The following is a 24,243-nucleotide window of genomic DNA, read 5'->3' on the forward strand; positions in this document are numbered from 1 at the left end:
TCTAGAACTTCGAGGTGAGCTTGAGGGCGACGGTGCGCCGCTCGCCATAGAAGCAGTCGCCGCGCGCAAGGCAGGTTGTGATGTGCTTCTTGTCGAAGAGGTTGCGGGCGTTGAGTGTGACGTCCCAGTTCTCCGCCTCGAACCCGATCATGGCGTCGGCCAGCACATAGGACGGCGTCTTGATATTGTCGGCGCCGTCGAAGCTCGAACCGACATAGCGCACGCCGGCGCCGGCCTTGAAGCCTTCCCAGTCGCCGCCGGGGCGCCAGGTGCCCCACGCGCTCGCCAGATGGGTCGGCGTGCTGGCGAGGCGGAAGCCGGCCGACGTCTTCGTGTCGAGATAGGAATAGCCGGCGAGAAGCTCGAACTCCTCGTTGATCTTCGTCTGCGCTTCGAGCTCGAAGCCCTTGATCGTCACGTCGCCGAGCTGGGCCTGGAAGCCGGGATTGACCGGGTCGCCGACGAGGCGGCCGTTTTCCTCGATCTGGAACACGGATGCGGTGAAGATCGAAGCCGAACCGACCGGCTGATACTTGATGCCGGCCTCGATCTGGTCGCCGCGCCGGGGCCGGAACGGGTTGCCGGACGCGTCGGTTCCGACAGTCGGCAGGAAGGATTCAGCGTAGCTGACATAGGGCGAGATGCCATTGTCGAAGGCGTAGAGCAGACCGACATCCTTCGACAGGACATTGTCGGTGTTGCCGGCGCCGTTGCGCGCGATGTCGTAGCGCAAGCCGCCGGAGACGAACAGGCGATCATAGCGGATCTGGTCGCTGAGATAGAAGCCGGTCTGGCGCGTGTTGGTGACGGAGCGTGGAGACAGCCCCGGCACGACCGGCAGATTTCCATAGACTGGCTCGTAGAGATCGATCGGGGAAGCGGCGCCGTAATAGCTGGAATTGCCGAGATTCACGTATTGCTGGTCGACGCCGAAGGCAATCTTGTGCTCCAGCGCGCCGGTAAACGTGTTGGCGTTGAAACGCACGTCGCCGGTGAAGGCCTCGACGTCGGCTTCCGAGACGTAGACGACACGGTTGATGGTGCGCCCGTCCGGATTGATGGTCGGCGGGTAGGACGGGTACATCGTGTAATATTCGGCATTGCTGTCCGAATAGCGCGCGCGGGCGCTCATCGACCAGACCTCGTTGAAGCGGTGGTCGAAGATCGCGGTGACGGCTTTCTGTTCCGTGTCGTAGCGATCGAAGCCGGGTTCGGACAGGAACACGCTGTCGTCGATCTGACCGTTCGGGGCCGGGAAGATCGTGCCCTGCCAGGGCAGGAACTGCGTCGAGGTGCCGGATCCGTTGCGCTGCGCATTGAAGAGGACGGTCAGGGTGGTGTCCTCGCTCGGCGCCCATGTGAAGGACGGCGCGAAGAGGTAGGAGTTGTCGTCGACGAAGTCGACCTGCGTGTCGGAATCGCGGAAGGCGCCAACGAAGCGATAGAGGAACTCGCCATTGGCATCGAGCGCGCCGGTCATGTCCACGCCGATCTGCTTGCGGTTGTGCGTACCGTATTCGACGAAGGCCTCACGGCTCGCCTCGGCCTCGGGCATCTTGCTCGTCAGGTTGACGATGCCACCGATGGAGCTCTGGCCGTACAGGGTGGAAGAGGGACCCTTGACGATGTCGACACGCTCCAGCGCGTAAGGATGCGGGCGCACATTGTTGTAGAAACCGAAAATCTCCTGCAGCCCGTCGCGGTACTGGACCGGCGATACACCGCGCACATAGGACCAGTCGCCGCGCGTGTCGTAGCCAAAGGTCGCGCCGAAGACGCCGGGCGTATACATCAACGCGTCCTGCACGGACTGCATGCCCTGGTCGGCGATGCGCTGTTCGGTGACGACGCTGACCGAGCGCGGCGTCTCGATGATCGGCGTGCCCGTCTTCGTCGCCGAAGACGATTCCTGCGCGATCGTCTCACCCTTCGGACCGCCGGTTTCCTGTGTCTCGCCGCCCTCGACGACGAGCCTTTCGAGAACCGTCGAATCCTGCGCTTGCGCGCCCGACCCCAATACCAAAGCCGCCGCACCGGCAGCCGCCACCAAACGCACCTTCATTCCGTCCCCCGGAAAAAACACTTGAGCCAAAATTACGCCGCGTGCCTTGCCGGGTTGCTGGGTAGGACGATCTTCGTCCAGCTATTATTGTTGAGAGATGGTGTCAACTTTCAATGCGGACGCGCGCGCCATGCCTTCGTCGGGCAGGTGATTCCTGTGACACGGACATCACAGATCCGCCCAGGCGGAGCGAACATCAGCGACCGCGCGCGTGATTGCGCCGCCTGCCGCGATGTCCGAAAGGAGGCCCTCGACCTTGGGCTGGATGAAGCCGTCGAGGTCATCCCAGTGCAGCGGACGGGCCGAATCCGGAACACCGCCCGCCGCCTTTCGCGCTGCCAGGTAAAGCGGCTGCGTGGCGTCGGAGAGGATCGCGCGCGCGTCGTAACTGTCGGCGACGAGCTTGGCGCGAAGCTCGACCGCCTGCACGCCGATCAGCAGCGCCACCGCCAGATAGTGCTCCAGGACATCGATGGTCTCGCGGGCGAGATTGGCGGAGTTCATCGCCTGGCTGTTGATGTTCTGGTTGAACTGCTCGGCATGGGTCGGGAAGCGGTCGACGATCGACTGGCCGTAAAAGCTCATCAGCGGCATCATCGAATTGCCGCCGATCTGCAGCGATTTCAGCCCGACATTGATCCCGGCCTCCATGTTGCCGACGAGCGAGGGATTGAGGCCGTAAGAGAATTCGGGCGTCATCAGGAGCGCGATCTGCGCGTCGATATGCTTGGCGATGAGGCCCACATGGTAGCGCAGCGCGTCCATGGCGACGCCGGTATATTGCGCAAGGAAATTGCCGGTGTGGAAGATCTCGCCGGTGTCCGGGTCGATCAGCGGGTTGTCGTTGGCGCAATTCGCCTCGGTCTCGATCTGGCGGGCGGCGATGGCGATGCCGTCGACGACAGGCCCCAGATATTGCGGCAGGCAGCGCAGCGAGTAGCGGTCCTGGATCAGCTTGCCCATGCGATGGCTGCGCCCGCCGGCCGCCTCCGAGCGGATGACCTCCGAACCGGCGACGAGGCGGCTCATTTGCTGCGCCACCCAGATCTGGCCGGGATGCGGCTTCATCGCGTGGACGAACGGATCGAAGCTCTGGTCGGTGGAAAGCATTGCCTGCGCGTAGAGCGCGTGGATGCCAAGCGCCAGCGAGGCGAGGTCGAGTGCGCGGGCCGTCGCATTGGCGGCAACGCCCGTGCATGCGCCGGTGCCGTTGTTGAGAGCCAGCCCCTCCTTGGGCTGGAGCGCGAGCGGCTGGAGGCCGAGGCGCGAAAGCGCCGCATGGGCGTCGAGCGTCTCGCCGTCGAGGTCGACAAGGAAGGCCGGATCGAGCCCGATCACTGCCCCGCCAATATAGGAAAGCGGCACGAGGTCGCCCGAGGCGCCGATGGACCCGCGCTGGTGGACATGCGGGTGCGCACCGGCGTTGAGGAAGGCGAGATAGCGATCGATGATCTCGCGGCGCACGCCCGATGCGCCCTTGACGAAGGAATTGGCGCGCAGCAGCATCGCCGCGCGCACGTCTGCGGCGGGAAGGCGTGGGCCGGTCGTGCTCTTGTGTTGCCACACCGCGATGCGCTGGACGTCGGCGAGAAGATCCGGCCCGACATATTGGTCGGCCATTCCGCCGAAGAGTGTGGTCACGCCATAGATCTGCTCGCCGCGTTCGACGCCGCCGGCGATGATCTGGCGCGACTTGTCGATGCGCGCGAGGATCGCGGGATCGTCGGTCAGCGCCACTTTCGCGCCCAGCGCGACCGCGCGGATGTTCGAAATGCTCAGATCCTGCCCGTTGATGATGATGGTCATTGCCGACGCCTCCTGTTTGCAGCAGGATAGGACGCGCCGACGCACATTTTCTGTTTAGTTCGATCGACGAATGCAGGTTGTGGGTCACGAACAGGCGAAGTTGCCCGGAAAATGCATATGAAATGACCGAACTTTCGTTGACCGATCGCAGGATACTGGCCGAGTTGCAGCGCGACGGCAGCCTGTCCAACGTGGCGCTGGCCGAACGGATCGGCATGTCCCCCAGCCCCTGCCTGCGCCGGGTGAAGCAGCTGGAAGCGGACGGCCTGATCCGGCGCTACGTCGCGCTTCTCGACGAGCGCAAGCTGGGCGTCGGACTGACGGCCTATGTCGAGGTCAAGGTGCCGCAGGTGGCGGGCGAGGCCATCGTCGAGCGCTTCAAGGCAGCGGTGGCGCGCGAGCCGGCGATCACGGGCTGCTTCGTCATCGCCGGACAGTACGATTTCCTGCTGCGCATCGTCGCGCGCGATCTGGACGACTATTCGCATCTGACGCAGACCGTACTCCTGCGCCTGCCCGGCGTTCAGGACACGCGGTCGAGCTTTGTGCTCGAAGCAGTCAAGGACACGACCGAGCTGCCGATCGGCGGGTTTGGCCGGCGAAGCTAGAGCGGCAGGTAGCACGGCGAATGCCAACCATGCCGCTTTAGCCTTTTCCCGGCGGCAACAAAGTGCTCCAGGCTTCGTCAGTAACGATCCGAGATCGCCACGCGCACCTCGATCATGGCCTGCCGCTTTTCCTCACGGATGACTTTCAGCGCGCGCTGAAGCGCGGCGGGCAGGTCCGAGCCGTGCTCGACGCGCTCGACATGGGCGCGGTTGGCGGCGGCGAGCATGGTGTAGTCGGGCGCAGGCTCCAGTGAGGTCAGCGGCATCCGGTTCGCCTTTGCGGCCGCGCCTTGCGGATAGGCGTTGACGACGGAGCGGCGCACCGCGTTCCACATGCCGTTGTTCTTGACGATGGTCAAAAGCGGCAGGTCGAGCGCTTCGGCGATCTGGTGGCAGGCAGTCGGGTTGGCGAACATGTAGGAACCATCGCCGACGCAGGCGACGACCAGCCGCTCGCGGTTCGCAAGCTGCGCGCCGAGCGCGGCGGGCAGCGCCCAGCCGAGGCCGCCCGAATGCGGATTGCAGAAGACCCGGTTGGGGCCCTTGGCGTCGATGGCTGCGGGCACGATGCCGAGCTCGGAAAAGATGACGCCATCGTCGCCGAGAATGTCGGAGACGCATTTCGACAGCCATTCCGCGCCCATCGGCGAAGCCTTTCCGGCCTCGATGGCATCCGCGATGGCGCGGCGGCGATCCGAAGAGCGAGCGGCGATCGCGTCGCGGCGAGCACCGGTTTCAAGCTGCCGGCCGGCAAGGGCCGCATGCAAGGCCTCGATTCCGGCGGCAGGATCGGAGGTGATGGCCAGATCCGCCTGGTAACCACGGACCGGCATGCGTTCGAACTGCGGGTCGGCGCCCATCTGGACGATCTTCACGTTCGCATCGGGTCGGTGGACGGCCTCGATCCACGGCACCCCGCTATCGACGACGAGGACGAAATCCGCGCCCTCGAGCGCCGCCTTCGGGTCGTTGCCGAGGTACATGGGGTCGGCGCTGGCCATGACATTGCGGATCGAGAACGGCTCGCACACGCCGACCGCGAAATCGGCGGCGAGGCGGGCAAGCGCGATGCCGACACGGCCTTGCGGATCGCCGCGCTGGCAAAGGACGACCGGATGCTTCGCCGCGGCGAGCCAGTCGGCGGCCTTTGCGATCGCTTCCGGATCGGGAAAGGCGCGGGTGGAAATGGCCTGCGCGGATGTCGCGCGGCCGACCGTTTCGGGAACGCGCTCGGTCAAGGGTTCGCGCGGCAGGCTGACATAGACCGGCCCCGAGGGTTCCGACCGCGCCAGCACCGCGGCGCGCTGGGCGAGAATTTCACCCTGTTCGGGATAGCGCATCTCGTAGTGAAACTTGACGGTGTCGGCGACGAGCGACGACTGGTCGTACATCTCCTGGCCGTACTGGATCGGCGTCATGCGCGCGCCCTTTCGGCCGCGCTCGGTGATCGGCGTGCGGCCGGACATGACCATGACCGGGATGTTGTCGCTCGCCGCGTTGATGACGCCCATGACGGAATTGGCAAGGCCGACATTGACGTGGACCATCGTCGCCTGCATCCGGCCGGTGACGAGATAGTAGCCATGCGCCATGCCGACGCTTGCGGTCTCGTGCGGCACCGTGACGGGGACTGGGACCGACTGGGGATCGAGCGTTGCGAACGCCTCGATGATGGGCGGAAAGTCGGTGCCGGCATTGGCGAACAGGTAGTCGATACCGCTCGCCTTCAGCCCAAGAAGCAGGCTTTCGGCTCCCGTTTTCGCCTCGACAGCGCGCTTCTGTCCATCCATCGTCTCCACCCTTTCATCTGCTGCAACTTGAAGGGCAACGACGAGCTCATGCTCCGTCGTTGCCGCACTCTGTCCTGCCCCACGGTAAAAATGGCCTTGTCATCCGCGCAAACGCAAGTGCATAATCGCACAAAATCTCTCTTTATGGGATTTTGTATCGTCTCGAGGTGACGATACGGAGGCACAAACCGGAGGAAAACGATGAAATTTGTTCTCGCCTCGGCCGTCATTGCGGCCGCTCTCGTCACTGGCGGCCAGGCTTCGGCGCAGGCCGTCGGCATCGCCACGTCGAACCCGGGCTCGATCTTTCATAATATCGGCACGGCGGTCGCCAACGCCGCCAACCAGGCCGGCATCAACGCGACGATCCAGCCCGCTACGAGCCCGAACCAGTACATTCCCTTCGTCGCCTCGGGCGGTATCGAGTTCGGCGCCGCCAACCTTCAGGAAGTGAATTACGCCCTCGAGGGCAAGGAGTGGTTCGAAGGTTCGGTCAATTCCGACCTGCGCATCGTCGGCCACGTCATGCCTCTGGTCGAGGCGATCTTCGTGCGTGCCGACAGCGACATCCGCTCGATCGAGGATCTGCGCGGCCGGCCCATGGTGGACGGCTACACGGCCCAAAACACCATCCTGCCGCAGCTTGACGCGATGTATGCGACGGCGGGCATGACCCGCGCCGACATGCAGCCGGTCCAGGTGCCGAGCGTGGTCGGCGGGGCTGACGCCTTCATCGCCGGCGACGCTGTCGGCTTCATCTTCGCCCACGGCGCAGGCAAGGTGCGCGAGGCGGATGCGGCGGTCGGCGGGCTGCGCGCGCTGCCGATCGAGGAGACCGAGGAAAATCTCGCGACCATCCGCGAGCACTGGCCGGTGGGCTTCTTCGCCACGATGGAGCCCGGCCCCAACGCGCCGGGCGTCGAAGAGACCGCGACCTTCTTCGCCTATCCGCAGGTGATCTTCACGCATGCCGGCGTCGATGAGGAGACGGTCTATCAGATGACCAAGGCGATCTACGAGAGCAAGGAGCGTATGGCCCAGACCTTCCCGCCCTTCAACGCGTTCGATCCGGCCGAAATGGCGAGCGACCCCGGCGTCTCCGAGTTCCATCCGGGTGCGATCCGCTTCTACAAGGAAGTCGGCATCTGGAAGGAATAGCCTTCAACGGCCCGGGGCTGCGCGAGGCGGCGCCCGGGCATGAAGCCCTTGCCGTTGCGGCGCGACCGACCGATCCACCGACCAGAGTATGCGTGATGAATTCTGCCAATGAGAGCCGTTCGCAGGGCGGTCTGCCCGAAGCAGTGTGGCGGCCGCTGAGCGGTCTCCTCGCCGTGTGTCTGACGGTGCTCGCGATTGCCTGGGCGCTCGCCCTGCCGCGCACGCTGGGCATCGCTTTCTACCCGCAGCAGTTCATGAGCGCGATCCTCGCGCTGGCGCTGCCGATTGCATTCCTGATGCTGCCGGCGAGACGCGATGCCGAGCGAACGGTCGTGCCCTGGTATGATTGCATCGCGGCCGTGCTCTCCTTCGCAGCGCTCGCCTATGTCACCTGGAACTATTCGGCGATCGTCAACCTGATCTTCGCTGGCCCGCCGCAAGCCTATGTGCCGGGCGTCATCATCATCCTGCTTCTGCTCGAAGCCGTGCGCCGCGCCGCCGGCTGGGCGCTCGTCATCATCATCGCCGTCTTCCTGTTCTATGGGCTTTTCGGCGACCTCTTCCCCGGCCGCCTCGCGGGCCGTCCGCAGGACTGGGAACGGCTCGCGGGCTACATGGCTCTCGATTCGAACGGCATTCTGGGCCTGCCGCTATCGATTGCGGCAACGGTGGTCGTCACCTTCATCCTGTTCGGCAATCTGCTCGCCGCCACCGGCGGCTCGAAATTCTTCACCGACGCCGCACTTCTCGGCATGGGCCGCTTTCGCGGCGGATCGATGAAGATTGCCGTCGTCGCCTCAGCGCTTTTCGGCTCGATCTCGGGCTCGGCCGTCGCCAACGTGGTGGCCACCGGCATCGTCACCATTCCGATGATCAAGCGCGATGGCTATCCGGCACATAAGGCCGGCGCGATCGAGGCGGTCGCCTCCACCGGCGGCCAGATGATGCCGCCCGTCATGGGCGCCGCTGCCTTTCTGATGGCCGAATTCCTGCAGATGTCCTATGCGCAGGTCGTCATCGCCGCGATCGTTCCTTCGCTGCTCTACTACGCCGCCCTGTTCATCCAGGCTGATCTCGACGCCGCCCGCCTCGGCATCTCCCGCGTGGACAAGTCCGAGATTCCAGAACGCAAGATCGTGCGCGGCGGCGGGCATTTCATTCTCGGCTTCGCCGTCCTGATCTATGGCTTGTTCGCACTGAACTGGCAGCCGGAACGCGCCGCGCTCGTCGCCTGCCTCGTGGTCATCGCGACCGCGCTCGCCTTTGGCTATCAGTCCAAGCGGCCGAGCCTGCGGCAATTGTGGGAAACGATCCCGCTGACGGGCAAGAACGTGGTCGAGATCATCCTGATCTCGGCTGCGGCCGGCATCGTCATCGGCATTCTCAACGTCACCGGCCTGTCGTTCAACCTGACCTATGCGCTGGTGCAGCTCGGCGGCGGCAACAAGCTGGTGCTGCTCCTGCTTTCGGCGGTCATCTGCATCGTTCTCGGCATGGGTCTGCCGACACTGGGCGTCTACGTGCTGCTTGCCGCGCTCGTTGCGCCGGCACTGATCGAGGTCGGCATCAACCCGATTGCGGCGCATCTGTTCATCCTCTATCTCGGCATGATGTCGATGATCACCCCGCCGATCGCCATCGCCGCCTTCGCCGCCGCCGGCATCGCCCGCGCGTCGGCGATGGCTACCGGTTTCGCGTCGATGAAGTTCGGCTGGGCCGCCTTCGTCATCCCGTTCCTGTTCGTCTATTCGCCGACGCTGATCATGGTCGGCGAGCCGGTCGACATCGCGGTCGCGATTGTTACCGCGACGCTCGGTGTTTGGCTGATATCGGCCGCGCTGGCTGGCTTCTTCATGACCAAACTGGCCCCCGTCATGCGGATTGCCTTCGCGATGTTCGGCCTTCTGGCGCTGATCCCGGCCGGGACTTTCGCGGGCGCCGAATATACCGACATCGTCGGTGTGATTGGCGGCGTCGTGCTGATGATCGCCGACTGGCGGCGTTCGCGCAGCCTCACCCCACAGGCGGTGTCTTGACGAAACCGGCGGGCAACAGTCTGGAAAAGGTCCTCGCGGTCCTCGAAGTCTTCAGCGAGGACCGCCTGGAATGGACGCCCGAGGAACTGATGGAAGAACTGGGCTACAGCCGGCCCACCCTCTACCGATATCTCAAGACGCTGAAAGAGGCGGGGCTTCTCACCTCGATGCCGAACACCGGCTTCACGCTCGGCCCGAAAGTGGTCGAGATGGACTATCTGATGCGCAAATCCGACCGGCTGATCATCAACGGCACGGCGCATCTCAAGAATCTCACTTCGAAATACCGCTGCACGGCGCTCCTGGTGCGCTGGTACGGCAACCGGCTGCTCTGCGTCGACTCCGACACCTCCACGAAGAACCCGCTCTCCTCCTATCCGCGCGGGCGACCGATGCCGCTGGGACGCGGCGCAATCGCGCGTTCGATCATGGCTTTCCTGCCGCGCAGGCATCTCGTGCCGCTGGTCGAGCGGACAATGGACGATCTGCGCGCTGTTGGCCTCGGCAACAGCGTCGAGGACGTGATGGAGCAGTTGAAGAAGGTCCGGAAGGCGGGCGTCAGTGTCGCTTACGGCGAGGTGACACCCGGCGTCGTCGGCATTGCCGCACCGGTCTTCGATGCGGGGCGCAGCCCTGTCGCGAGCATCTGCGTGACCATTGCCGGCAATCTCGTCGACGGCGCGGAGATCGAGCGCATCGCGGCCGACGTCAAGGCGACAGCGCGGAACGTCTCGGAATCGCTGTTGCGCGGCCGGGCCGAGAACGACGAGAACAAATCTCATTGAATGAGATTTCTTGTTGACTTGATGGGCGCCGCGAAGGCATCCTCCGGCCATTGCCGAGGGAGGTCCCATGAAGAAGATCGATATTTTCAACCACATCTGGCCGAAACCGTTTTTCGATGCGCTGATCGCGCATATCGGCGAGATGACCGACATCACAATGCGCTCCGGCGCCGTGCCGATGATGACGGATCTCGACCGCCGCTTCGAAGTCATGGACAAGTTCGGCGAGGATTACCAGCAGGTGCTTTCGCTTGCCTCGCCGCCGTTGGAAAAGCTGGCCGGACCCGAAAAGGCGCTTGAACTGTCGAAGATCGGCTCGGACTCCATGGCCGAACTGTGCCGGAAGTATCCCGAGCGCTTCCCTGCTTTCGTCGGCACCGCCCCGATGAACAATCCCGACGCGCTGGTCGAGGAATGCCGCCGCGCGGTCGAGGACCTGGGCGCGGCCGGCATGCAGATCTTCACCAACATCGCCGGAAACCCGGTCGATCTGCCGGAATACGAGCCGTTCTTCGAATATATGGCAAAGGCCGGCAAGCCGGTCTGGCTGCACCCGGCGCGCGGCGAGAATTTCGCCGACTACAAGAACGAAAGCCGGTCTGAATACGAGATCTGGTGGACCTTCGGCTGGCCATACGAGACCTCGGCCGCGATGGCGCGCATGGTCTTCTCGCGGTTCTTCGACAAGTTCGAGGGACTGAAAGTCCTCACCCACCATGCCGGCGGCATGATCCCCTTCTTCGAGGGCCGCGTCGGCCCCGGCTGGGACCAGATGGGCAAGCGCACGACGGACCGCGACCTGGCGGCCGTGCGCAAGGCGCTGAAGCGCCCGCATCTCGACTACTTCAAGGAGTTCTATGCCGATACGGCCTCGTTCGGTTCGGCCAAGGCGATCGAGCATGCGATCGAGTTCTTCGGCGAGGACCGGGTGATGTTCGCTTCCGACGCGCCCTTCGATCCCGAAGGCGGGCCAATGTACATTCGCGAGACGATCCGCATCCTCGAGGAACTCGACATCTCCGACGAGCTGCGCGCCAAGCTCTTCGAGGGCAATGCGCGCAAGTTCCTGGGGCTCGGCGCGGCATGACGACCGCACTCAACTATATCGGCGGCGAATGGGTGAAGGGCGCGGGCGCGCGCGACAGCCTGAACCCCGCCGACGGCAGCGTGCTCGGCACTTATGAGCCGGGCACCAGGGCCCTCGCCGACCAGGCCGCGGCGCTCGCCCGCGAAACCTTCGAAACGACCGGCTGGGCCTCGTCGCCGCGCTTGCGCGCGGCGGTGCTGTTCGAATTCGCCGACAGGCTGGAAGCGGCGAAGGAGGAAATCGCGGACCTTGTCGTTGCCGAGAACGGCAAGCTGAGGCGCGAGGCGCTCGGCGAGACGATGGGAGCGATTTCGGAGATCCGCTACTACGCGGGTCTCGCGCGCACCGTGCTCGGCCGCACGCTCGAGACGATGCCCGGCAATTTCTCGATGATGAATCGCGAGGCGGCAGGTGTCGCGGCGATCATCGTGCCATGGAACGCGCCGGTGACGCTGCTTGCGCGCTCGCTGGCCCCGGCGCTCGCCGCCGGCTGCACGACCGTGATCAAGCCCGCGCCGCAGACGCCGCTGATCCACGCGCGGATCATGCGCTGCCTTGCCGAATGCCCGTCGCTGCCGAAAGGCGTCGTCAATTCGGTCAACGAGCAGGGCTCTGAAGTCGGCGAGGCACTGGTGGCGTCGAGCGACATCGACGTCATCTCGTTCACCGGATCGAGCGCGACCGGCAAGCGCATCATGGCGGGCGCGGCTCCGACCTTGAAGCGCCTGTCGCTCGAACTCGGCGGCAAGGCGCCGGCAACCGTCTTCGCCGATGCTGATCTCGACCAGGCCGTGCGCGAACTGACCGGCGGCTCGCTGGTGATGGCAGGGCAGATCTGCGTCGCAGCAGCGCGATTCCTGGTCGAGAAGTCCGTCGCGAAGGAGTTCACCGACCGGATCAAGGCGGCGTTCTCGGCAGTGAAGGTCGGGCCGGGCGGCGATGCCCAAAGCCAGATGGGCTCGCTCATCGACATCGGCAATCGCGACCGCGTCTCGCGGCTGATCGAACAGGCTGGCGACGAGGGCGAGTTGGTGCTGAAGGGTGGCGTTCCCGATGGGGCGTTGTCAAAGGGCGCCTTCCTGACCCCGACGCTCTTCACGATCGACGATGTCGCCTCGCCGCTGGTGCAAGAAGAACTCTTCGGCCCGATCGTCTCGATAGAGACCTTCGAGAGCGAGGCGGAAGCCGCCAGGAAGGCAAACGCGACGGAATATGGCCTTGCCGCCAGCGTCTTCACGCGTGACCTCAATCGGGCGATGCGCATGTCGCGCGCCGTTCGCGCCGGCACGGTCTGGCTCAACTGCCATGGGCGCCTTTTCGCCGAGGGCGAGACCGGCGGCTATCGCCAGTCGGGCCTCGGCCGGCTCCACGGCGTCGAGGGGCTGAACGATTTTCTCGAAACCAAGCATGTCTATCTCGAGGCCGGCGCGATCTGATCGCGCCGACCCGATGCAATGAATGAACGGAAAATGATGACGGGCGAAATGGAACGGCAAGCGGATGTTGTGGTCGTCGGCGGCGGACCAGTCGGTACGGGGCTGGCTATCGAGCTTGGCCAGCGCGGCATCCGGACGATCGTCGTCGAGCGCTATCCAACGCCGCAGCGCGTGCCGAAGGGCCAGAACCTGACGCAGCGCACCATGGAGCATTTCCATTTCTGGGGCGCGGAAAAGGAGCTGCGCGCCGCGCGCACCGTGCCGAAAGAATACGGGATCGGCGGCCTCACCGCCTACGGCACGCTTCTCGGCGACTATCACTATGACTGGCTGCAGCGCGAGCTCGTGCGGCCCTACTACTTCACCGACAATGAGCGGCTGCCGCAATATGCAACCGAGGACGTTCTGCGCGCGCGTGCGGCCGAGATCGACGCCGTCGAGACGCTCTACGGCTATTCCGGCGAGGCGATCGAGGAAGATGAGGGCGGGGTGACGGTGACAGCCGCGCCGCGTGATGGCGGAGCGCCGGTGAAGGTCCGCGCGCGCTATCTCGTCGGCTGCGACGGCAGCAAGTCTGCCGTGCGCGACATGGCCGGCATCACGCAGACCCGTTCGGACCACGACAGGTTGATGGTGCTGCTCGTCTTCCGCTCGACGGGGCTCCACGAGCTCTTGAAGCGCTTTCCCGGCAAGTCGTTCTACAACGTTCTGCACCCGGATCTGAAAGGGTACTGGCAGTTTTTCGGCCGCGTCGATCTCGGCAATACCTGGTTTTTCCATGCGCCGGTGCCGGCCGACACGACCAAGGACAATTTCGACTTCACCGGCTATCTGCATCGCGCGGTGGGTGCGGCATTCGACGTCGAGTTCGAGCATATCGGCTTCTGGGACTTGCGCGTCGCGATTGCCGACAGCTACCGCACGGGCAATGTGTTCATTGCCGGAGACGCCGCGCACAGCCATCCGCCCTATGGCGGCTACGGCATCAATACCGGCTTCGAAGACGCGCGGAATCTCGGCTGGAAGATCGCTGCGACGCTGCAGGGCTGGGGCGGCGAGAACCTGCTCGACAGCTATGATGCCGAGCGCCGCCCGGTCTTCGCCTCGACGGCGAAGGATTTCATCGAAAAGGCGATCGAGAGCGACCGGGCCTTCCTCGAAACGCATGACCCCGATTGCGACCGCGCGGCCTTCGAGCGCGAATGGACGGCGCGGGGATCGGGCGCGCGCGACGAGGTCAACGCCTTCGAGCCGAACTATCGCGGTTCGCCGATTGTGACAGGCGCGGGCGGGCAGACCAACGCCATTGGCGGCCACACCTTCAAGGCGCGGCCCGGGCACCATCTGGCGCCGCGGAAAATGTCGAATGGCGAAAACGTCTATGACCGGCTGGGATCTGGCTTCACGCTTCTGGCACTCGGCGGTGAAGACGGTGTCGAGCGTTTCGAGGCCGCGGCGGACGAAGCGGGTATCCCGCTGACGATTGTCATGGACGATGCAGCGGGCGAGACGTCCGATTACGGAGCGCGATACGTGCTCGTGCGACCCGACCAGTTCGTCGCCTTTGCGGGCGATGCGCTTTCCCCGGACCTGCTCGTCCACGCTACGGGACGCTGATCAAGACTTCTGAAGAAAGAGGGGCGCGGAACCTTCCGGTTTCGCGCCCATTTTCGTCATTGCAGGCCGTGTCAGGCGACCTTGCGCTTCTCGCTGAAGGCGATGTCTCCGACGACGCGCGCGCGCACACGGCGGGCGTCGCCCGGCAGATAGGCGATCGGAATGTCTTCGGTGTCGAGCGTGGTGATCGTGCCGGGCTGCGCACCGGCCTCGATCGCACGCTCGCGCGCCAGCTTCTCGGCCTCGGCAATGGCCGCATCGCGCGAGAGGCCGGAAAACACCTGATCCACTTCGCCGGAAACCTGCGCCATTGCCGCGCCGAGCGCGTTGGCGACGCCGGCATGCTCGACGCGCAGCACTTCGCGCACGCCGGCGAGCTTCTCGGGAATGAGGAAAGAGCCGCCGCCGACCGCGATGAGCTGAACGCCCTCGGCCGAGGTCTTCATGCGGTCGACGCTGTCCTCGACCATCTTCTCGATGCGCTTCAGGAGGGTCGAGACGGTGGATGCATCGAGATGCTTCACGCGGTCGCGGTCGCCGATCTCGACAAGCCCGGCGGCCACGGCGACGTCCGTGGTCGTCAGCGTCGAGCCACCGAATACCAGCGCTTCGCTGGTGATTCGGTAGCCGACGCTGCGCGGTCCGATCGTGCCCCGATCGAGATCGATGATGGTGCCGCCGCCAAGCGCCATCGGAAGAAGGTCCGGCATGCGGAAGAGGGTGCGCACGCCGCCCACTTCCACAACGTTGTTGGCTTCGCGCGGAAAACCGCCAACGAGGCAGCCGATGTCGCTGGTCGTGCCGCCGACGTCGACGACCATGGCTTCCTTGAGGCCGGTCAGGAATGCCGCGCCGCGCATCGAATTGGTCGGGCCGGAGGCGAAGCTGTAGACCGGGTTCGCGGCCGCGACTTCGGCCAGCACGACGGTGCCGTCGTTCTGCGTCAGGTAGAACGGGGCGTGGACGCCCGATTCCTTCAGCGCCTGGCCGAAGGCGCCGACCGTGCGCTGGCCAAGCCCCTGAAGAGCGGCGTTGAGAAGCGTGACGTTCTCGCGTTCCAAAAGCCCGATCCGGCCGAGCGTGTGCGACAGGGTAATGCGCGCATCGGGCATGACCTGGCGCACGATCTCGGCCGCCTCGACCTCGCATTCGGTGGTCAGCGGCGAGAAGAGCGCCGTGATGCCGACCGACTGGATGCCCGCGTCGCGGATCTTCATCGCCGCCTCGCGCACCGCATCGCGGTCGAGCGGGACGAGGGGGCGACCGTCATATTCGTGGCCGCCCTCGACCATGAAGCTCATCGGCTCGACGGATTCGCGCAGGTCGTCCGGCCAGTCCACCATCGGCGGCAGCGAGGCGCCGGCCGGCATGGCGATGCGGATTGCGGCGACGCGCTCCAGCCGGGCGCGCTCGACGACTGCATTGGTGAAATGGGTCGTGCCGATCATCACCGCGTCCACCGGCGCAGCGTGGGCCGGCTGGCTCGCCGTGACGTGGCGGATCGCGTCGACCACGCCCTTCATCACGTCCGACGTGGTGGGGAACTTGATGGCGGAAAGAACGGTCTCGCCGTCGATGAGGACGGCGTCCGTGTTGGTGCCGCCGACGTCAATGCCGATACGCTTCATGATGCAAATACCGATTTGAATTCGAGGTCGTAGCCGAAGGCACGCGGGCCGACATGTTCGAGGCCCTTCGGCGTCTGCAGGACGGCTGGCGCGGGCAGGGCGACGGCGGTGACGCGCTGGCCGTAGCGCACCGTCTCCGTGCCGATCGCTTCGCCCGACACGGTGTCGAGAAGGCAGATCAGGTCGGGCGTCATGGCGATGGGCTGACCATCGCGGAAGGCGACGGCCCACTCGTTCTGGAACGAGAGTTCGAAGCTCGCGCCACGATCGTTGTCGAGCCCCTCGATCTTCGCCGCGCCGCGCAGGAAACCGCCCGTCGTGGTTCGGTCGACGTCGGTGACCTTGCCCTTGAAGAGCTCGATGCCCCCTTCGTGCTCCAGCACGGCGGCGACGGGGTCGGCATGCCGCGCCCGTGCGTCGAGAACGGCGCGGCCGAGGCTGGTCGCCTTGGTGACGGTGTGGAGGACGCCCCAGTCCTTGACTTCCCGGCCGGTGCGCGGCGCCTTGCAGGTGGCAGACGTCGAGCCGACTTCGGTGCAGACCTTGCGCGATATGCGCTCCATCCACTTCCAGCTCGCCGCCTTGGCGACGATCGTCTCGTTGTCTCGGCAATCGACCAGCGTCAGCGGATACATCTGAAGGTCGCCGATGGCGAACGACGTCATCTGCGCTTCCGGATAGGCGCGGCCCATGGCGTCGGCGTCGACGACCGGAATGTCGAGCATTGCGCCGGCGAGGAAGGGCGACAGCGCGTTGCCGCCGCCGATTTCCACGCTCATCACGGCGCGGAACGGCTTGCCGGTATATTCTTCCATCAGCTTCATGGCGCGGGCGAGATGGGCCGGATCGACCAAGCGTTCCTGGCCGACGAGCGGCGCGCCCATCTTGGAGACGACCGCGACCGCGTCGTTGTCGTCAAGCGCCAGCGGGTCGATCAGCCGGCACTTCCTGCCCTCGCGGTAAAGCTTCTTCAGGTTGAGCTGCGCCAGATAGGGGCTGCCGCCGCCGCCGGTTCCCAATATCCAGGCGCCCACGGCCAGCGGATCGATCTCGTCCGCCGCGAAGTCACGGATCATGTCTTGCCTCCAAATATTTGGCGAGAAGCTAGCTTCGAAAGCGGGCCGACAATATAAGGAACTGCCCCTATATTGCGCTTGCTCACGAATTGAGCAGCCCGCAGGCGGTGGACAAGGAGCAACACGTCACGTGACCATGAAGGATATGAGCTCGGGAACGACGTCGCCAAGAAAGGTGATGTTCGTCAGCGTCGGGCAGACCCCGCGCGCCGACCTCATCGGGGAAATGCTGGCCAATCTCGACATGCCCATCGAGGCCATGGAACTCGGCGCGCTCGACGGTCTGTCGCGGCACGAGATCGACGAATTGCGCGTTCGGCAGGGCGAGACGAGCATCGTGACGCGGCTGGCGGACAACAGCGAGATCGTGGTCTCCAAGCCACGCATCGGAGAGCGCATGGCGCGGCTGGTTGCCGGCTTCAAGCCGAACGAGTTCGACCTTGTCGTGATCCTGTCGACCGGGCTCTTCCGCGATTTCGAAAGCACGTGCCCGACCGTCAATGCGCAGCGGGCACTGGAATCGGCCGTCATTTCCCTGGCCGCTCAGGGCTCATCGGTGGGGCTGATCCAGCCGCTGGAACAGCAGATCGTAGAACTCGACATTCCCGCGCTTCAGCCCTACCGGATCACGGCCAGCCATGCGGTCGACGGTGACCGCGCGTCGCTGGCCCGCGCGCTCTTCGACCTTGCCGAATGCGAGATCATCGTCCTGAATTCGGTGAGCTTTTCGGAAGCCGACCGCGAGATGGCGGCGAAGGTGACCGGCAAGCCGGTGGTGTTGGCGCGGCGAATCATCTCGAGCGCGATCCGGCTTCTCCTCTACCGGCCACAGCCGATCAGCCTGCCGGGCATGTCCGGCGAGTTCGCCGAGCGCGTCAACCGGCTGACACCGCGCGAACGGCAGGTCATGTCGCTGGCTTCCGAAGGCCTGTCCAACAAGGCGATCGCCCGCCAGCTCGGCATCAGCCCGAAGACGGTCGAGATTCATAGGTCCCATGTCATGGCGAAGATGGAGGTGACGTCTTCCGCCGCCCTCATCCGCCTGGTCATTCAGGCTGGTCACCCCTGATCGCTGCCGGGGAATCGGGCATGCCGATGCTTGCGAATGCGGCAGGCCGGACCGGTAATTTGCACTTCAGCTAGGGGGAGTTCCCTATAGTCCGCGAGGCTTTTTGACGGCTAGGCTTCGGTATTAGATTGCCTGAGGAAAGAAGCTGCATGTCGCGCATTTCACGTATCGCCTTCGTTACGATCGGCCAGACGCCGCGGTCCGACATCGTGCCGGAAATGATGGCCGAGATCGCGGCCGGCCTCGAGGTTCGCCCTTCCTATGAGGAGTTCGGCGTGCTCGACGGGCTTGAAGGCGCCGATCTCGACGCCTTTCGCGCCAGGGACGGCGAGCATTCCTTCGCGACGCGCCTCGCCTCGGGCGAGGAGATCGTCTCCTCGAAGGCGCGCACCGAAGAACGGCTCAACGAATTGCTGGCCGAGATCGACGGCAAGGGCTTCGACATCGTCGTGCTGCTTTGCACCGGCACTCGCATCGATCCGCTCCAGAACACGCTGGTCGTCGAAGCGCAGCGCATCGTCGATTCGACGGTGGAGGCGCTGGCCGCTTCGTGCCGCAATCTCGGCGTCATCCTTCCGCTCGAGCGGCAGGTGGCCGAGTTCGGTCAGCGCCATGTCTTCGCCGGCAACCCGACTGTCGTGTCGGCCTCGCCCTATTCGGGCGCGGGCATGGCGGCTGGCGCAAAGGGCGTCGCGGCCTGCGATCTCGTGGTGATGCACTGCATGGGCTACACGGCCGCCATGCTCGACGAGATTCGCCAGGCGGTCGACGCGCCGGTGCTGCTGTCGCGCCGCGTCGTCGCGGGCGTCGTGCGCCAGATGATTTGAAACCGGATGATTTTCACTGTGACAAAGGGGAACTGTCGATGATGAGGAAACTGGTTCTATCCGCGATGGCCGCGGCGCTGCTTGCCGGCAGCTTCATGGCTTCGCCCGCATCCGCCTTCGAACGGACCGAGGATGGCGAGATCATCGTCTTCGCCGGTCGGCAGGCGATCCCGGTGCTTGATCCGCACGTGCGCTACGACTGGTCGACGCGCATGGTGCAGCAGGCCGTCTACGACGCGCTGGTCAAGTATGAAGGCGATCCGGCTGAGATCAAGCCGTGGATCGCCGAGAGCTGGGAGACCAGCGAGGACGGCAAGACCTGGACCTTCAAGCTGGTCGAGAACGCCAAGTTCCACAATGGCGACCCGGTCAATGCCGAGGCGGTGCGCTATTCCTTCGAGCGCGGCCTGAAGCTGAACAAGGGCGTTGCCTGGATGCTCAAGGACTTCCTGGCGCCCGAAGGCGTCTCGGTGGTCGACGACTACACGGTCAAGTTCGAGCTAAAGGCGCCTTACGCGCCGTTCCTGTCCTTCCTGCCCTGGTGGTTCATCGTCAACCCGGCCGAAGTTCAGGCCAATGAGGTCGATGGCGATTATGGCGAAGCCTGGCTGACCGAGAACGCCGCCGGTTCCGGTCCGTTCAAGCTGGGCCGCTGGGAGCCGAACGTGCTCTACGAGCTGCAGTCGGTCGCCGATTACTGGAAGGGCTGGCCGCAGGGCGAGAACCGTCCCGCCGGCGTGATCTACCGCATCATCCGCGAGCCTTCCGCACAGCGCGCCTCGCTCCAGCGCGGCGAGGTCGACATCGTCGAGGGCCTGACCTCGGACGACTATGTGCAGATCGCCAACATGCCCGGGATCGAGATCCAGAACCACAAGGGCATGACGACCTTCGGCATCAAGTTCAACACGCAGCAGGGTCCGACCGCCGACATCAACCTGCGCAAGGCGATCGCCCACGCGCTCGACTACGATGCGCTGGTCCAGATCTACAACGGTGCCGCCTCGCTGCAGACGAGCCCGTTGCCGGACGGCATGCGCGGACACATCGACGTCGCCGACATTCCGCGCCAGGACCTGGAAAAGGCGAAGGAATATCTCGCCAAGTCAGAGCATCCCGAAGGCGGCATCACGCTGGAATATGTCCACGTCGCCGGCCTCGAGGAGGCGCGCCGCATCGGCCTGGTGCTGCTGGATAACCTCAAGGCGCTCAACATCAATGTCGAGATCAAGCCGGAGCAGTGGCCGAACATGGTCGCCAACGGCTCGCGGGTCGAAACCTCGCCGGCAATGACTTCGGTCTATGTCACGCCGATCTCGACGGACCCGGACGCCGTGGCCTATCAGTACCACAAGAACTCCTGGGGTCAGTATTACGCCATGGCGTTTTACGACAACCCGGAGGTCTCGAAGATGATCGACGAGGCCCGCGCCGCGACCGACTGGGACAAGCGTGCCGACCTCTACGCCAAGATCCAGACGCAGATCGTCGCCGACCAGCCGGAAGTCTTCGGCATGCTGCAGAACCGCCGCTGGGCGCACCGCGACTACCTGAAGGGCTTCCAGTTCAGCCCGGTCCGGTTCACCGGCGAGGTCGACCTCTACCCGCTCTGGGTCGAGGCCGAGTAAGCCAGGCAGACAACAACGCAGCGGGAAGCGCCACGGCGCTTCCCGCATCAGGGGACCAGGAGACGATGCTGAGTTTCACATTGCGCAAGCTGGCGGCGCTGGTGGGGACCATGCTCGGCATCGCCGCGCTGACCTTCCTCATCACCAATGTCGCGCCGGGCGACCCGGCAAGGCTCGTCGCCGGTCCCAACGCGACCGAGGATATGGTCGAAACCATTCGCGTCCAGAACGGCCTCGACAAGCCGGTGACCGAGCAGTTCGTCATATATATGAGCGACCTCGTGCGCGGCGATCTCGGCACCTCGATCGTGACGACGCGCCCCGTCCTTGACGAACTCCTGCGCTATGCGCCCGCCACGATCGAGCTGGTGCTGGTGGCGATGGCGCTCGGCATTCTCGTCGGCGTACCGATGGGCATGCTCTCGGCGGTCTACCGCAATAGCTGGTTCGACCACGCCACCCGCATCTTCTCGATTTCCGGCGTCGCGCTGCCGGCCTTCTGGTTCGGCATTCTGCTCCAGCTCCTGTTCGCGGTGCAGATGGGTTGGCTCCCGGTTTCCGGACGCCTGCCGCTCGTCGCGCTGCCGCCCGAGCCGATCACGCATCTGCTTCTGGTCGACAGTCTCCTGCGCGGACAGTTCGATACGTTCTGGACCGCGTTGAAGCATATCATCCTGCCGGCGGTCGTACTCTCCTTCCCCTGCCTTGCTTCGATCCTGCGTGTGAACCGCGCCGAGATGATCGAGGTGCTCTCGTCCGACCATGTCGTCGCTGCCCGCGCGCACGGCCTGTCCTCCCGACGCATCGTCGCGCTTTATGCGCTGAAGAACGCCATGCTGCCGACGCTGGCCATGATCGGCCTACGCTTCGGCTGGATGCTGGGCTCGACCGTGCTGGTGGAGACCGTGTTCGACTGGCCCGGCATTGGGCTCTACGCCGTCTCGTCCGCGCTTGCCTCCGACTTCAAGCCCGTGATCGGCGTGACGCTCCTGATCGGCTTCTTCTTCATCGTCGCCAACACGATCGTCGACCTCGCCTATGCCTGGATCGACCCCCGACTGAGGAACGCGTGATGACGACCAGCGACCTGACAACGCCCGTTCGCCTGACCTTTCGTGAGCGTCATGAAAGCCGCATCCGGCAGCTGCGGCTCTATGCCTACACCTTCGCGGCCAGCTTCTCCTCGATGCTGGGCCTCGTGCTCGTCATTCTGTTTCTGGCACTTGCAGCCTTCGGGCCTTGGCTGGCGCCGTATCCCGAACACACGACCGGCGCGTTCAATATGGCCGAGCGCCTGCAGCCGCCGAGCGCGGACCACTGGTTCGGCACCGACGAGATGGGGTCCGATATACTGTCGCGCGTCATCGTCGGTGCGCGCACGTCGCTTTGGATCGGCCTTTTGATCACCGGCATAGGCGCCGGCATCGGCATACCGCTCGGCATTATCGCGGGCTATGCCGGCGGCTGGACGCGGGCGGCGATCATGCGCTTCACCGAACTGTTCCTCGCCGTGCCGGGGCTGGCGCTCGCCCTCGCCATCGTCGCGGCGCTCGGGCCGGGCATCACCAACTGCGTCATCGCGCTCGCCATCGTCTGGTGGCCAGGCTATGTGCGCCTCGTCGAAGCCAAGACGCTTTCCGTTAAGGAAGAGCTCTTCGTTGAATCCGCCCGCTCGCTCGGTGCGCGCACGCCATGGATCATGTGGCACCATATCCTGCCGAATTGCTGGTCCCCGATCATCGTCAAGATGAGCATGGACATGGGCATGGCGATCCTCGCCGCCGCCAGCCTCGGCTTCATCGGGCTCGGCGCGCGTCCGCCTGCGCCCGAATGGGGCGCGATGATCTCGGTCGCGCGCAGCTACATGCCCGACTGGTGGTGGTATTCGTTCTTCCCCGGCGCCGCGATCTTCCTCACCGTGCTCGGCTTCAACCTTCTCGGCGACGGCCTGCGCGACATCCTCGATCCCCGGAGCCGTGAGCGATGAGCGATTTGCTCGAAATCAGGAACTACACGCTCGACATCGACACGTTCGACGGGCCGGTCCATGTGCTCAAAGACATCGATCTGACCGTCCGGCGCGGCGAAACGCTTGGCATCGTCGGCGAATCCGGCTCGGGCAAGACGGTGCTGGTGCGCTCCGTTCTCGGGCTCGCACCGAAGCGTGCGCGGGTCGTGAACGGGTCGATCCGCTTCGACGGGACCGATCTTTCGAGCTTGAACGACAAGGGCTGGAAGAAAATCCGCGGCGTGCGGATATCGATGATCTTCCAGGACCCGATGACCTATCTCAACCCGCTCTTTTCGATCGGGCGGCAGATCGGCGATGTCATCGCCGCGCACAACCGGGCGACGGGCGTCTCGATGTCTGCCGCGGAGCGGCGGGCGCGCAGCGAAGAACTGCTGGACCAGGTCGGCATTCCCGACCCCGCGCGCGTCTGCGACCAGTTCCCGCATCAACTTTCCGGCGGCATGCGCCAGCGCGTCCTGATCGCGATGGCGCTTTCGGGCAAGCCAGACCTCCTGATCGCCGACGAGCCGACCACCGCGCTCGACGTGACGGTGCAGGCGCAGGTGCTCGACCTAATCAACGAACTGGTCGCGAAGCTGAACCTGACCGTCATCATGATCAGCCACGACGTCGGTGCCATCGCAACGGTGGCGAAACGCTGCGCGGTCATGTTTCGCGGCGAGATCGTCGAGGAAGGCGCGACCGAGGACATTCTGCGCGCCCCTCAGCACGACTATACAAAGCGCCTGCTCGCCGCCGTGCCGGAGATCGACGCGCCACTGGCCGCGCGCGACGAACGCGAGCCGACGCGGCCGCTGCTGGAGGTCAAGGGGCTCTCCAAAACCTACGCGACGAAATCCAGCGGTGGGGTGCGGGCGGTCGACGACGTGGATTTCGCGGTTTCGCAGGGCGAGGTGCTCGGCATTGTCGGCGAATCGGGTTCCGGCAAGTCGACCATCGCGCGTCTGGTGCTGCGGTTGGTGGAGCCGACGGCGGGTGCGGTCACCTTCGATGGCAGCGACATCACGGCGCTGAACGGCGAGGCACTGCGCCAGATGCGCCGGCACATGCAACTCGTCTTCCAGAACCCGCATTCGGCACTCAACGGCCGGCACACGATCGGCGATGCGATCGCCGAGCCCTTTCGCATTCAGTCGAAGCTCTCGCGCCGCGAGATCGAGGCCAATGTGGAGAAGCTGCTCGACACGGTCCAGCTTCCAAAGGCGTTCCGCTACCGCTACCCGCACGAACTTTCAGGTGGTCAGAAGCAGCGCGTGTGCATCGCGCGCGCCGTCGCGCTGAAGCCCAAGCTGCTGCTGCTCGATGAGCCGACCTCGGCGCTCGACGTGTCGGTCCAAGCGCAGATTCTCGAGTTCCTGCGCGACCTGAGGGCCGAGCTCGACCTGACATACCTCTTCATCTCGCACGACCTCGCCGTGGTGCGTGAAATCTGCGATCGGGTTCTGGTGATGAAGCGCGGCAAGATCGTCGAACAGGGGCCGACCGCGCAGATTTTCGAGATGCCGGCGCAGGACTATACCCAGCAATTGCTGGCGAGCGCTCGCAAGACCGCGCCGTCTTCGCTGCTCGCCGACGCGGGACTGGCCGCAGCGCAGTAA

Annotated in this window: 18 protein-coding genes; 13 read left to right on the forward strand and 5 right to left on the reverse strand. The window is 64.9% G+C overall.

All coding sequences use genetic code 11. The features are described 5' to 3' along the window. Window position 1 precedes the first annotated feature (1 nt). Both GTK01_RS10160 and hutH read right to left on the reverse strand, forming a co-directional pair. A complete protein-coding gene (locus tag GTK01_RS10160; RefSeq protein WP_252925762.1) occupies window positions 2-2,062 on the reverse strand; it encodes a TonB-dependent siderophore receptor in 2,061 nt (686 codons plus the stop codon). A gap of 168 nt (window positions 2,063-2,230) precedes the next feature. Beyond that, window positions 2,231-3,868, reverse strand: coding sequence for a histidine ammonia-lyase (gene hutH / locus GTK01_RS10165; protein WP_252925763.1), 1,638 nt, complete (start codon window positions 3,866-3,868; stop codon window positions 2,231-2,233). A gap of 122 nt (window positions 3,869-3,990) precedes the next feature. On the opposite strand from hutH, the gene GTK01_RS10170 reads away from it, so the two are divergent. Then, window positions 3,991-4,476, forward strand: a complete 486-nt coding sequence (locus tag GTK01_RS10170; RefSeq protein WP_252925764.1) for an Lrp/AsnC family transcriptional regulator — start codon at window positions 3,991-3,993, stop codon at window positions 4,474-4,476. A 77-nt stretch (window positions 4,477-4,553) separates the two neighbouring features. On the opposite strand, the gene GTK01_RS10175 is transcribed toward GTK01_RS10170, so the two are convergent. Beyond that, entirely contained in the window at window positions 4,554-6,266 is a 1,713-nt protein-coding gene (locus tag GTK01_RS10175; RefSeq protein ID WP_252925765.1) for a thiamine pyrophosphate-requiring protein, read from the reverse strand. A 201-nt stretch (window positions 6,267-6,467) separates the two neighbouring features. On the opposite strand from GTK01_RS10175, the gene GTK01_RS10180 reads away from it, so the two are divergent. From GTK01_RS10180 to GTK01_RS10205, 6 genes are all read left to right on the forward strand, one after another. Then, window positions 6,468-7,424, forward strand: coding sequence for a TAXI family TRAP transporter solute-binding subunit (locus tag GTK01_RS10180; protein ID WP_252925766.1), 957 nt, complete (start codon window positions 6,468-6,470; stop codon window positions 7,422-7,424). Window positions 7,425-7,519: 95 nt separating this feature from the next. Further along, window positions 7,520-9,460, forward strand: coding sequence for a TRAP transporter fused permease subunit (locus GTK01_RS10185; protein WP_252925767.1), 1,941 nt, complete (start codon window positions 7,520-7,522; stop codon window positions 9,458-9,460). Then, window positions 9,457-10,245 (forward strand): IclR family transcriptional regulator, encoded by a 789-nt coding sequence (locus GTK01_RS10190; protein ID WP_252925768.1) that lies wholly within the window; start codon window positions 9,457-9,459, stop codon window positions 10,243-10,245. The genes GTK01_RS10185 and GTK01_RS10190 overlap by 4 nt, the downstream gene beginning before the upstream one ends. A gap of 67 nt (window positions 10,246-10,312) precedes the next feature. Then, window positions 10,313-11,332 carry an amidohydrolase family protein gene (locus GTK01_RS10195; protein WP_252925769.1) on the forward strand — a complete coding sequence of 340 codons (1,020 nt, stop codon included), beginning with the start codon at window positions 10,313-10,315 and terminating at the stop codon, window positions 11,330-11,332. Continuing rightward, complete coding sequence (locus tag GTK01_RS10200) at window positions 11,329-12,768, forward strand: aldehyde dehydrogenase family protein (RefSeq protein ID WP_252925770.1); 1,440 nt, start codon at window positions 11,329-11,331, stop codon at window positions 12,766-12,768. Before GTK01_RS10195 ends, GTK01_RS10200 begins: the two co-directional genes overlap by 4 nt. Window positions 12,769-12,786: 18 nt before the next feature. Further along, window positions 12,787-14,385, forward strand: a complete 1,599-nt coding sequence (locus GTK01_RS10205) for an FAD-dependent monooxygenase (protein ID WP_252925771.1) — start codon at window positions 12,787-12,789, stop codon at window positions 14,383-14,385. Window positions 14,386-14,456: 71 nt separating this feature from the next. Here the strand turns inward: GTK01_RS10205 and GTK01_RS10210 are convergent, their stop codons facing one another. Both GTK01_RS10210 and GTK01_RS10215 read right to left on the reverse strand, forming a co-directional pair. Next, entirely contained in the window at window positions 14,457-16,013 is a 1,557-nt protein-coding gene (locus GTK01_RS10210) for a hydantoinase/oxoprolinase family protein (protein ID WP_252925772.1), read from the reverse strand. Beyond that, window positions 16,010-17,089 (reverse strand): DUF917 domain-containing protein, encoded by a 1,080-nt coding sequence (locus tag GTK01_RS10215; RefSeq protein ID WP_252925773.1) that lies wholly within the window; start codon window positions 17,087-17,089, stop codon window positions 16,010-16,012. Before GTK01_RS10215 ends, GTK01_RS10210 begins: the two co-directional genes overlap by 4 nt. A gap of 136 nt (window positions 17,090-17,225) precedes the next feature. Between GTK01_RS10215 and GTK01_RS10220 the strand changes: the two genes are divergently transcribed. The 6 genes from GTK01_RS10220 (at window position 17,226) to GTK01_RS10245 (ending at window position 24,243) form a co-directional block, all read left to right on the forward strand. Continuing rightward, window positions 17,226-18,158: an AroM family protein gene (locus GTK01_RS10220; RefSeq protein ID WP_252925825.1), complete on the forward strand. Its 933-nt coding sequence runs from the start codon at window positions 17,226-17,228 to the stop codon at window positions 18,156-18,158. A gap of 149 nt (window positions 18,159-18,307) precedes the next feature. Beyond that, complete coding sequence (locus tag GTK01_RS10225) at window positions 18,308-18,985, forward strand: AroM family protein (RefSeq protein WP_252925774.1); 678 nt, start codon at window positions 18,308-18,310, stop codon at window positions 18,983-18,985. 41 nt (window positions 18,986-19,026) lie between these two features. Next, the gene (locus tag GTK01_RS10230; RefSeq protein ID WP_252925775.1) at window positions 19,027-20,613 is read left to right on the forward strand and encodes an ABC transporter substrate-binding protein; all 1,587 of its coding nucleotides are present in this window, start codon (window positions 19,027-19,029) and stop codon (window positions 20,611-20,613) included. 65 nt (window positions 20,614-20,678) lie between these two features. After that, a complete protein-coding gene (locus tag GTK01_RS10235; RefSeq protein WP_252925776.1) occupies window positions 20,679-21,686 on the forward strand; it encodes an ABC transporter permease in 1,008 nt (335 codons plus the stop codon). After that, window positions 21,686-22,600, forward strand: a complete 915-nt coding sequence (locus GTK01_RS10240; RefSeq protein ID WP_252925777.1) for an ABC transporter permease — start codon at window positions 21,686-21,688, stop codon at window positions 22,598-22,600. The genes GTK01_RS10235 and GTK01_RS10240 overlap by 1 nt, the downstream gene beginning before the upstream one ends. Then, the gene (locus GTK01_RS10245; protein ID WP_252925778.1) at window positions 22,597-24,243 is read left to right on the forward strand and encodes an ABC transporter ATP-binding protein; all 1,647 of its coding nucleotides are present in this window, start codon (window positions 22,597-22,599) and stop codon (window positions 24,241-24,243) included. The genes GTK01_RS10240 and GTK01_RS10245 overlap by 4 nt, the downstream gene beginning before the upstream one ends.

This window comes from Aliihoeflea sp. 40Bstr573, from assembly GCF_024105655.1.
Lineage (GTDB): Bacteria > Pseudomonadota > Alphaproteobacteria > Rhizobiales > Rhizobiaceae > Aliihoeflea.

What these genes read in the sequence shown, in the direction of transcription:
- GTK01_RS10160 (WP_252925762.1), bottom strand. Translation starts at nt 2,062, where the DNA reads ATGAAGGTGCGTTTGGTGGCGGCTGCCGGTGCGGCGGCTTTGGTATTG.
- hutH (WP_252925763.1), bottom strand. Translation starts at nt 3,868, where the DNA reads ATGACCATCATCATCAACGGGCAGGATCTGAGCATTTCGAACATCCGC.
- GTK01_RS10170 (WP_252925764.1), top strand. Translation starts at nt 3,991, where the DNA reads ATGACCGAACTTTCGTTGACCGATCGCAGGATACTGGCCGAGTTGCAG.
- GTK01_RS10175 (WP_252925765.1), bottom strand. Translation starts at nt 6,266, where the DNA reads ATGGATGGACAGAAGCGCGCTGTCGAGGCGAAAACGGGAGCCGAAAGC.
- GTK01_RS10180 (WP_252925766.1), top strand. Translation starts at nt 6,468, where the DNA reads ATGAAATTTGTTCTCGCCTCGGCCGTCATTGCGGCCGCTCTCGTCACT.
- GTK01_RS10185 (WP_252925767.1), top strand. Translation starts at nt 7,520, where the DNA reads ATGAATTCTGCCAATGAGAGCCGTTCGCAGGGCGGTCTGCCCGAAGCA.
- GTK01_RS10195 (WP_252925769.1), top strand. Translation starts at nt 10,313, where the DNA reads ATGAAGAAGATCGATATTTTCAACCACATCTGGCCGAAACCGTTTTTC.
- GTK01_RS10200 (WP_252925770.1), top strand. Translation starts at nt 11,329, where the DNA reads ATGACGACCGCACTCAACTATATCGGCGGCGAATGGGTGAAGGGCGCG.
- GTK01_RS10205 (WP_252925771.1), top strand. Translation starts at nt 12,787, where the DNA reads ATGAATGAACGGAAAATGATGACGGGCGAAATGGAACGGCAAGCGGAT.
- GTK01_RS10210 (WP_252925772.1), bottom strand. Translation starts at nt 16,013, where the DNA reads ATGAAGCGTATCGGCATTGACGTCGGCGGCACCAACACGGACGCCGTC.
- GTK01_RS10215 (WP_252925773.1), bottom strand. Translation starts at nt 17,089, where the DNA reads ATGATCCGTGACTTCGCGGCGGACGAGATCGATCCGCTGGCCGTGGGC.
- GTK01_RS10220 (WP_252925825.1), top strand. Translation starts at nt 17,226, where the DNA reads ATGAAGGATATGAGCTCGGGAACGACGTCGCCAAGAAAGGTGATGTTC.
- GTK01_RS10225 (WP_252925774.1), top strand. Translation starts at nt 18,308, where the DNA reads ATGTCGCGCATTTCACGTATCGCCTTCGTTACGATCGGCCAGACGCCG.
- GTK01_RS10230 (WP_252925775.1), top strand. Translation starts at nt 19,027, where the DNA reads ATGAGGAAACTGGTTCTATCCGCGATGGCCGCGGCGCTGCTTGCCGGC.
- GTK01_RS10235 (WP_252925776.1), top strand. Translation starts at nt 20,679, where the DNA reads ATGCTGAGTTTCACATTGCGCAAGCTGGCGGCGCTGGTGGGGACCATG.
- GTK01_RS10240 (WP_252925777.1), top strand. Translation starts at nt 21,686, where the DNA reads ATGACGACCAGCGACCTGACAACGCCCGTTCGCCTGACCTTTCGTGAG.
- GTK01_RS10245 (WP_252925778.1), top strand. Translation starts at nt 22,597, where the DNA reads ATGAGCGATTTGCTCGAAATCAGGAACTACACGCTCGACATCGACACG.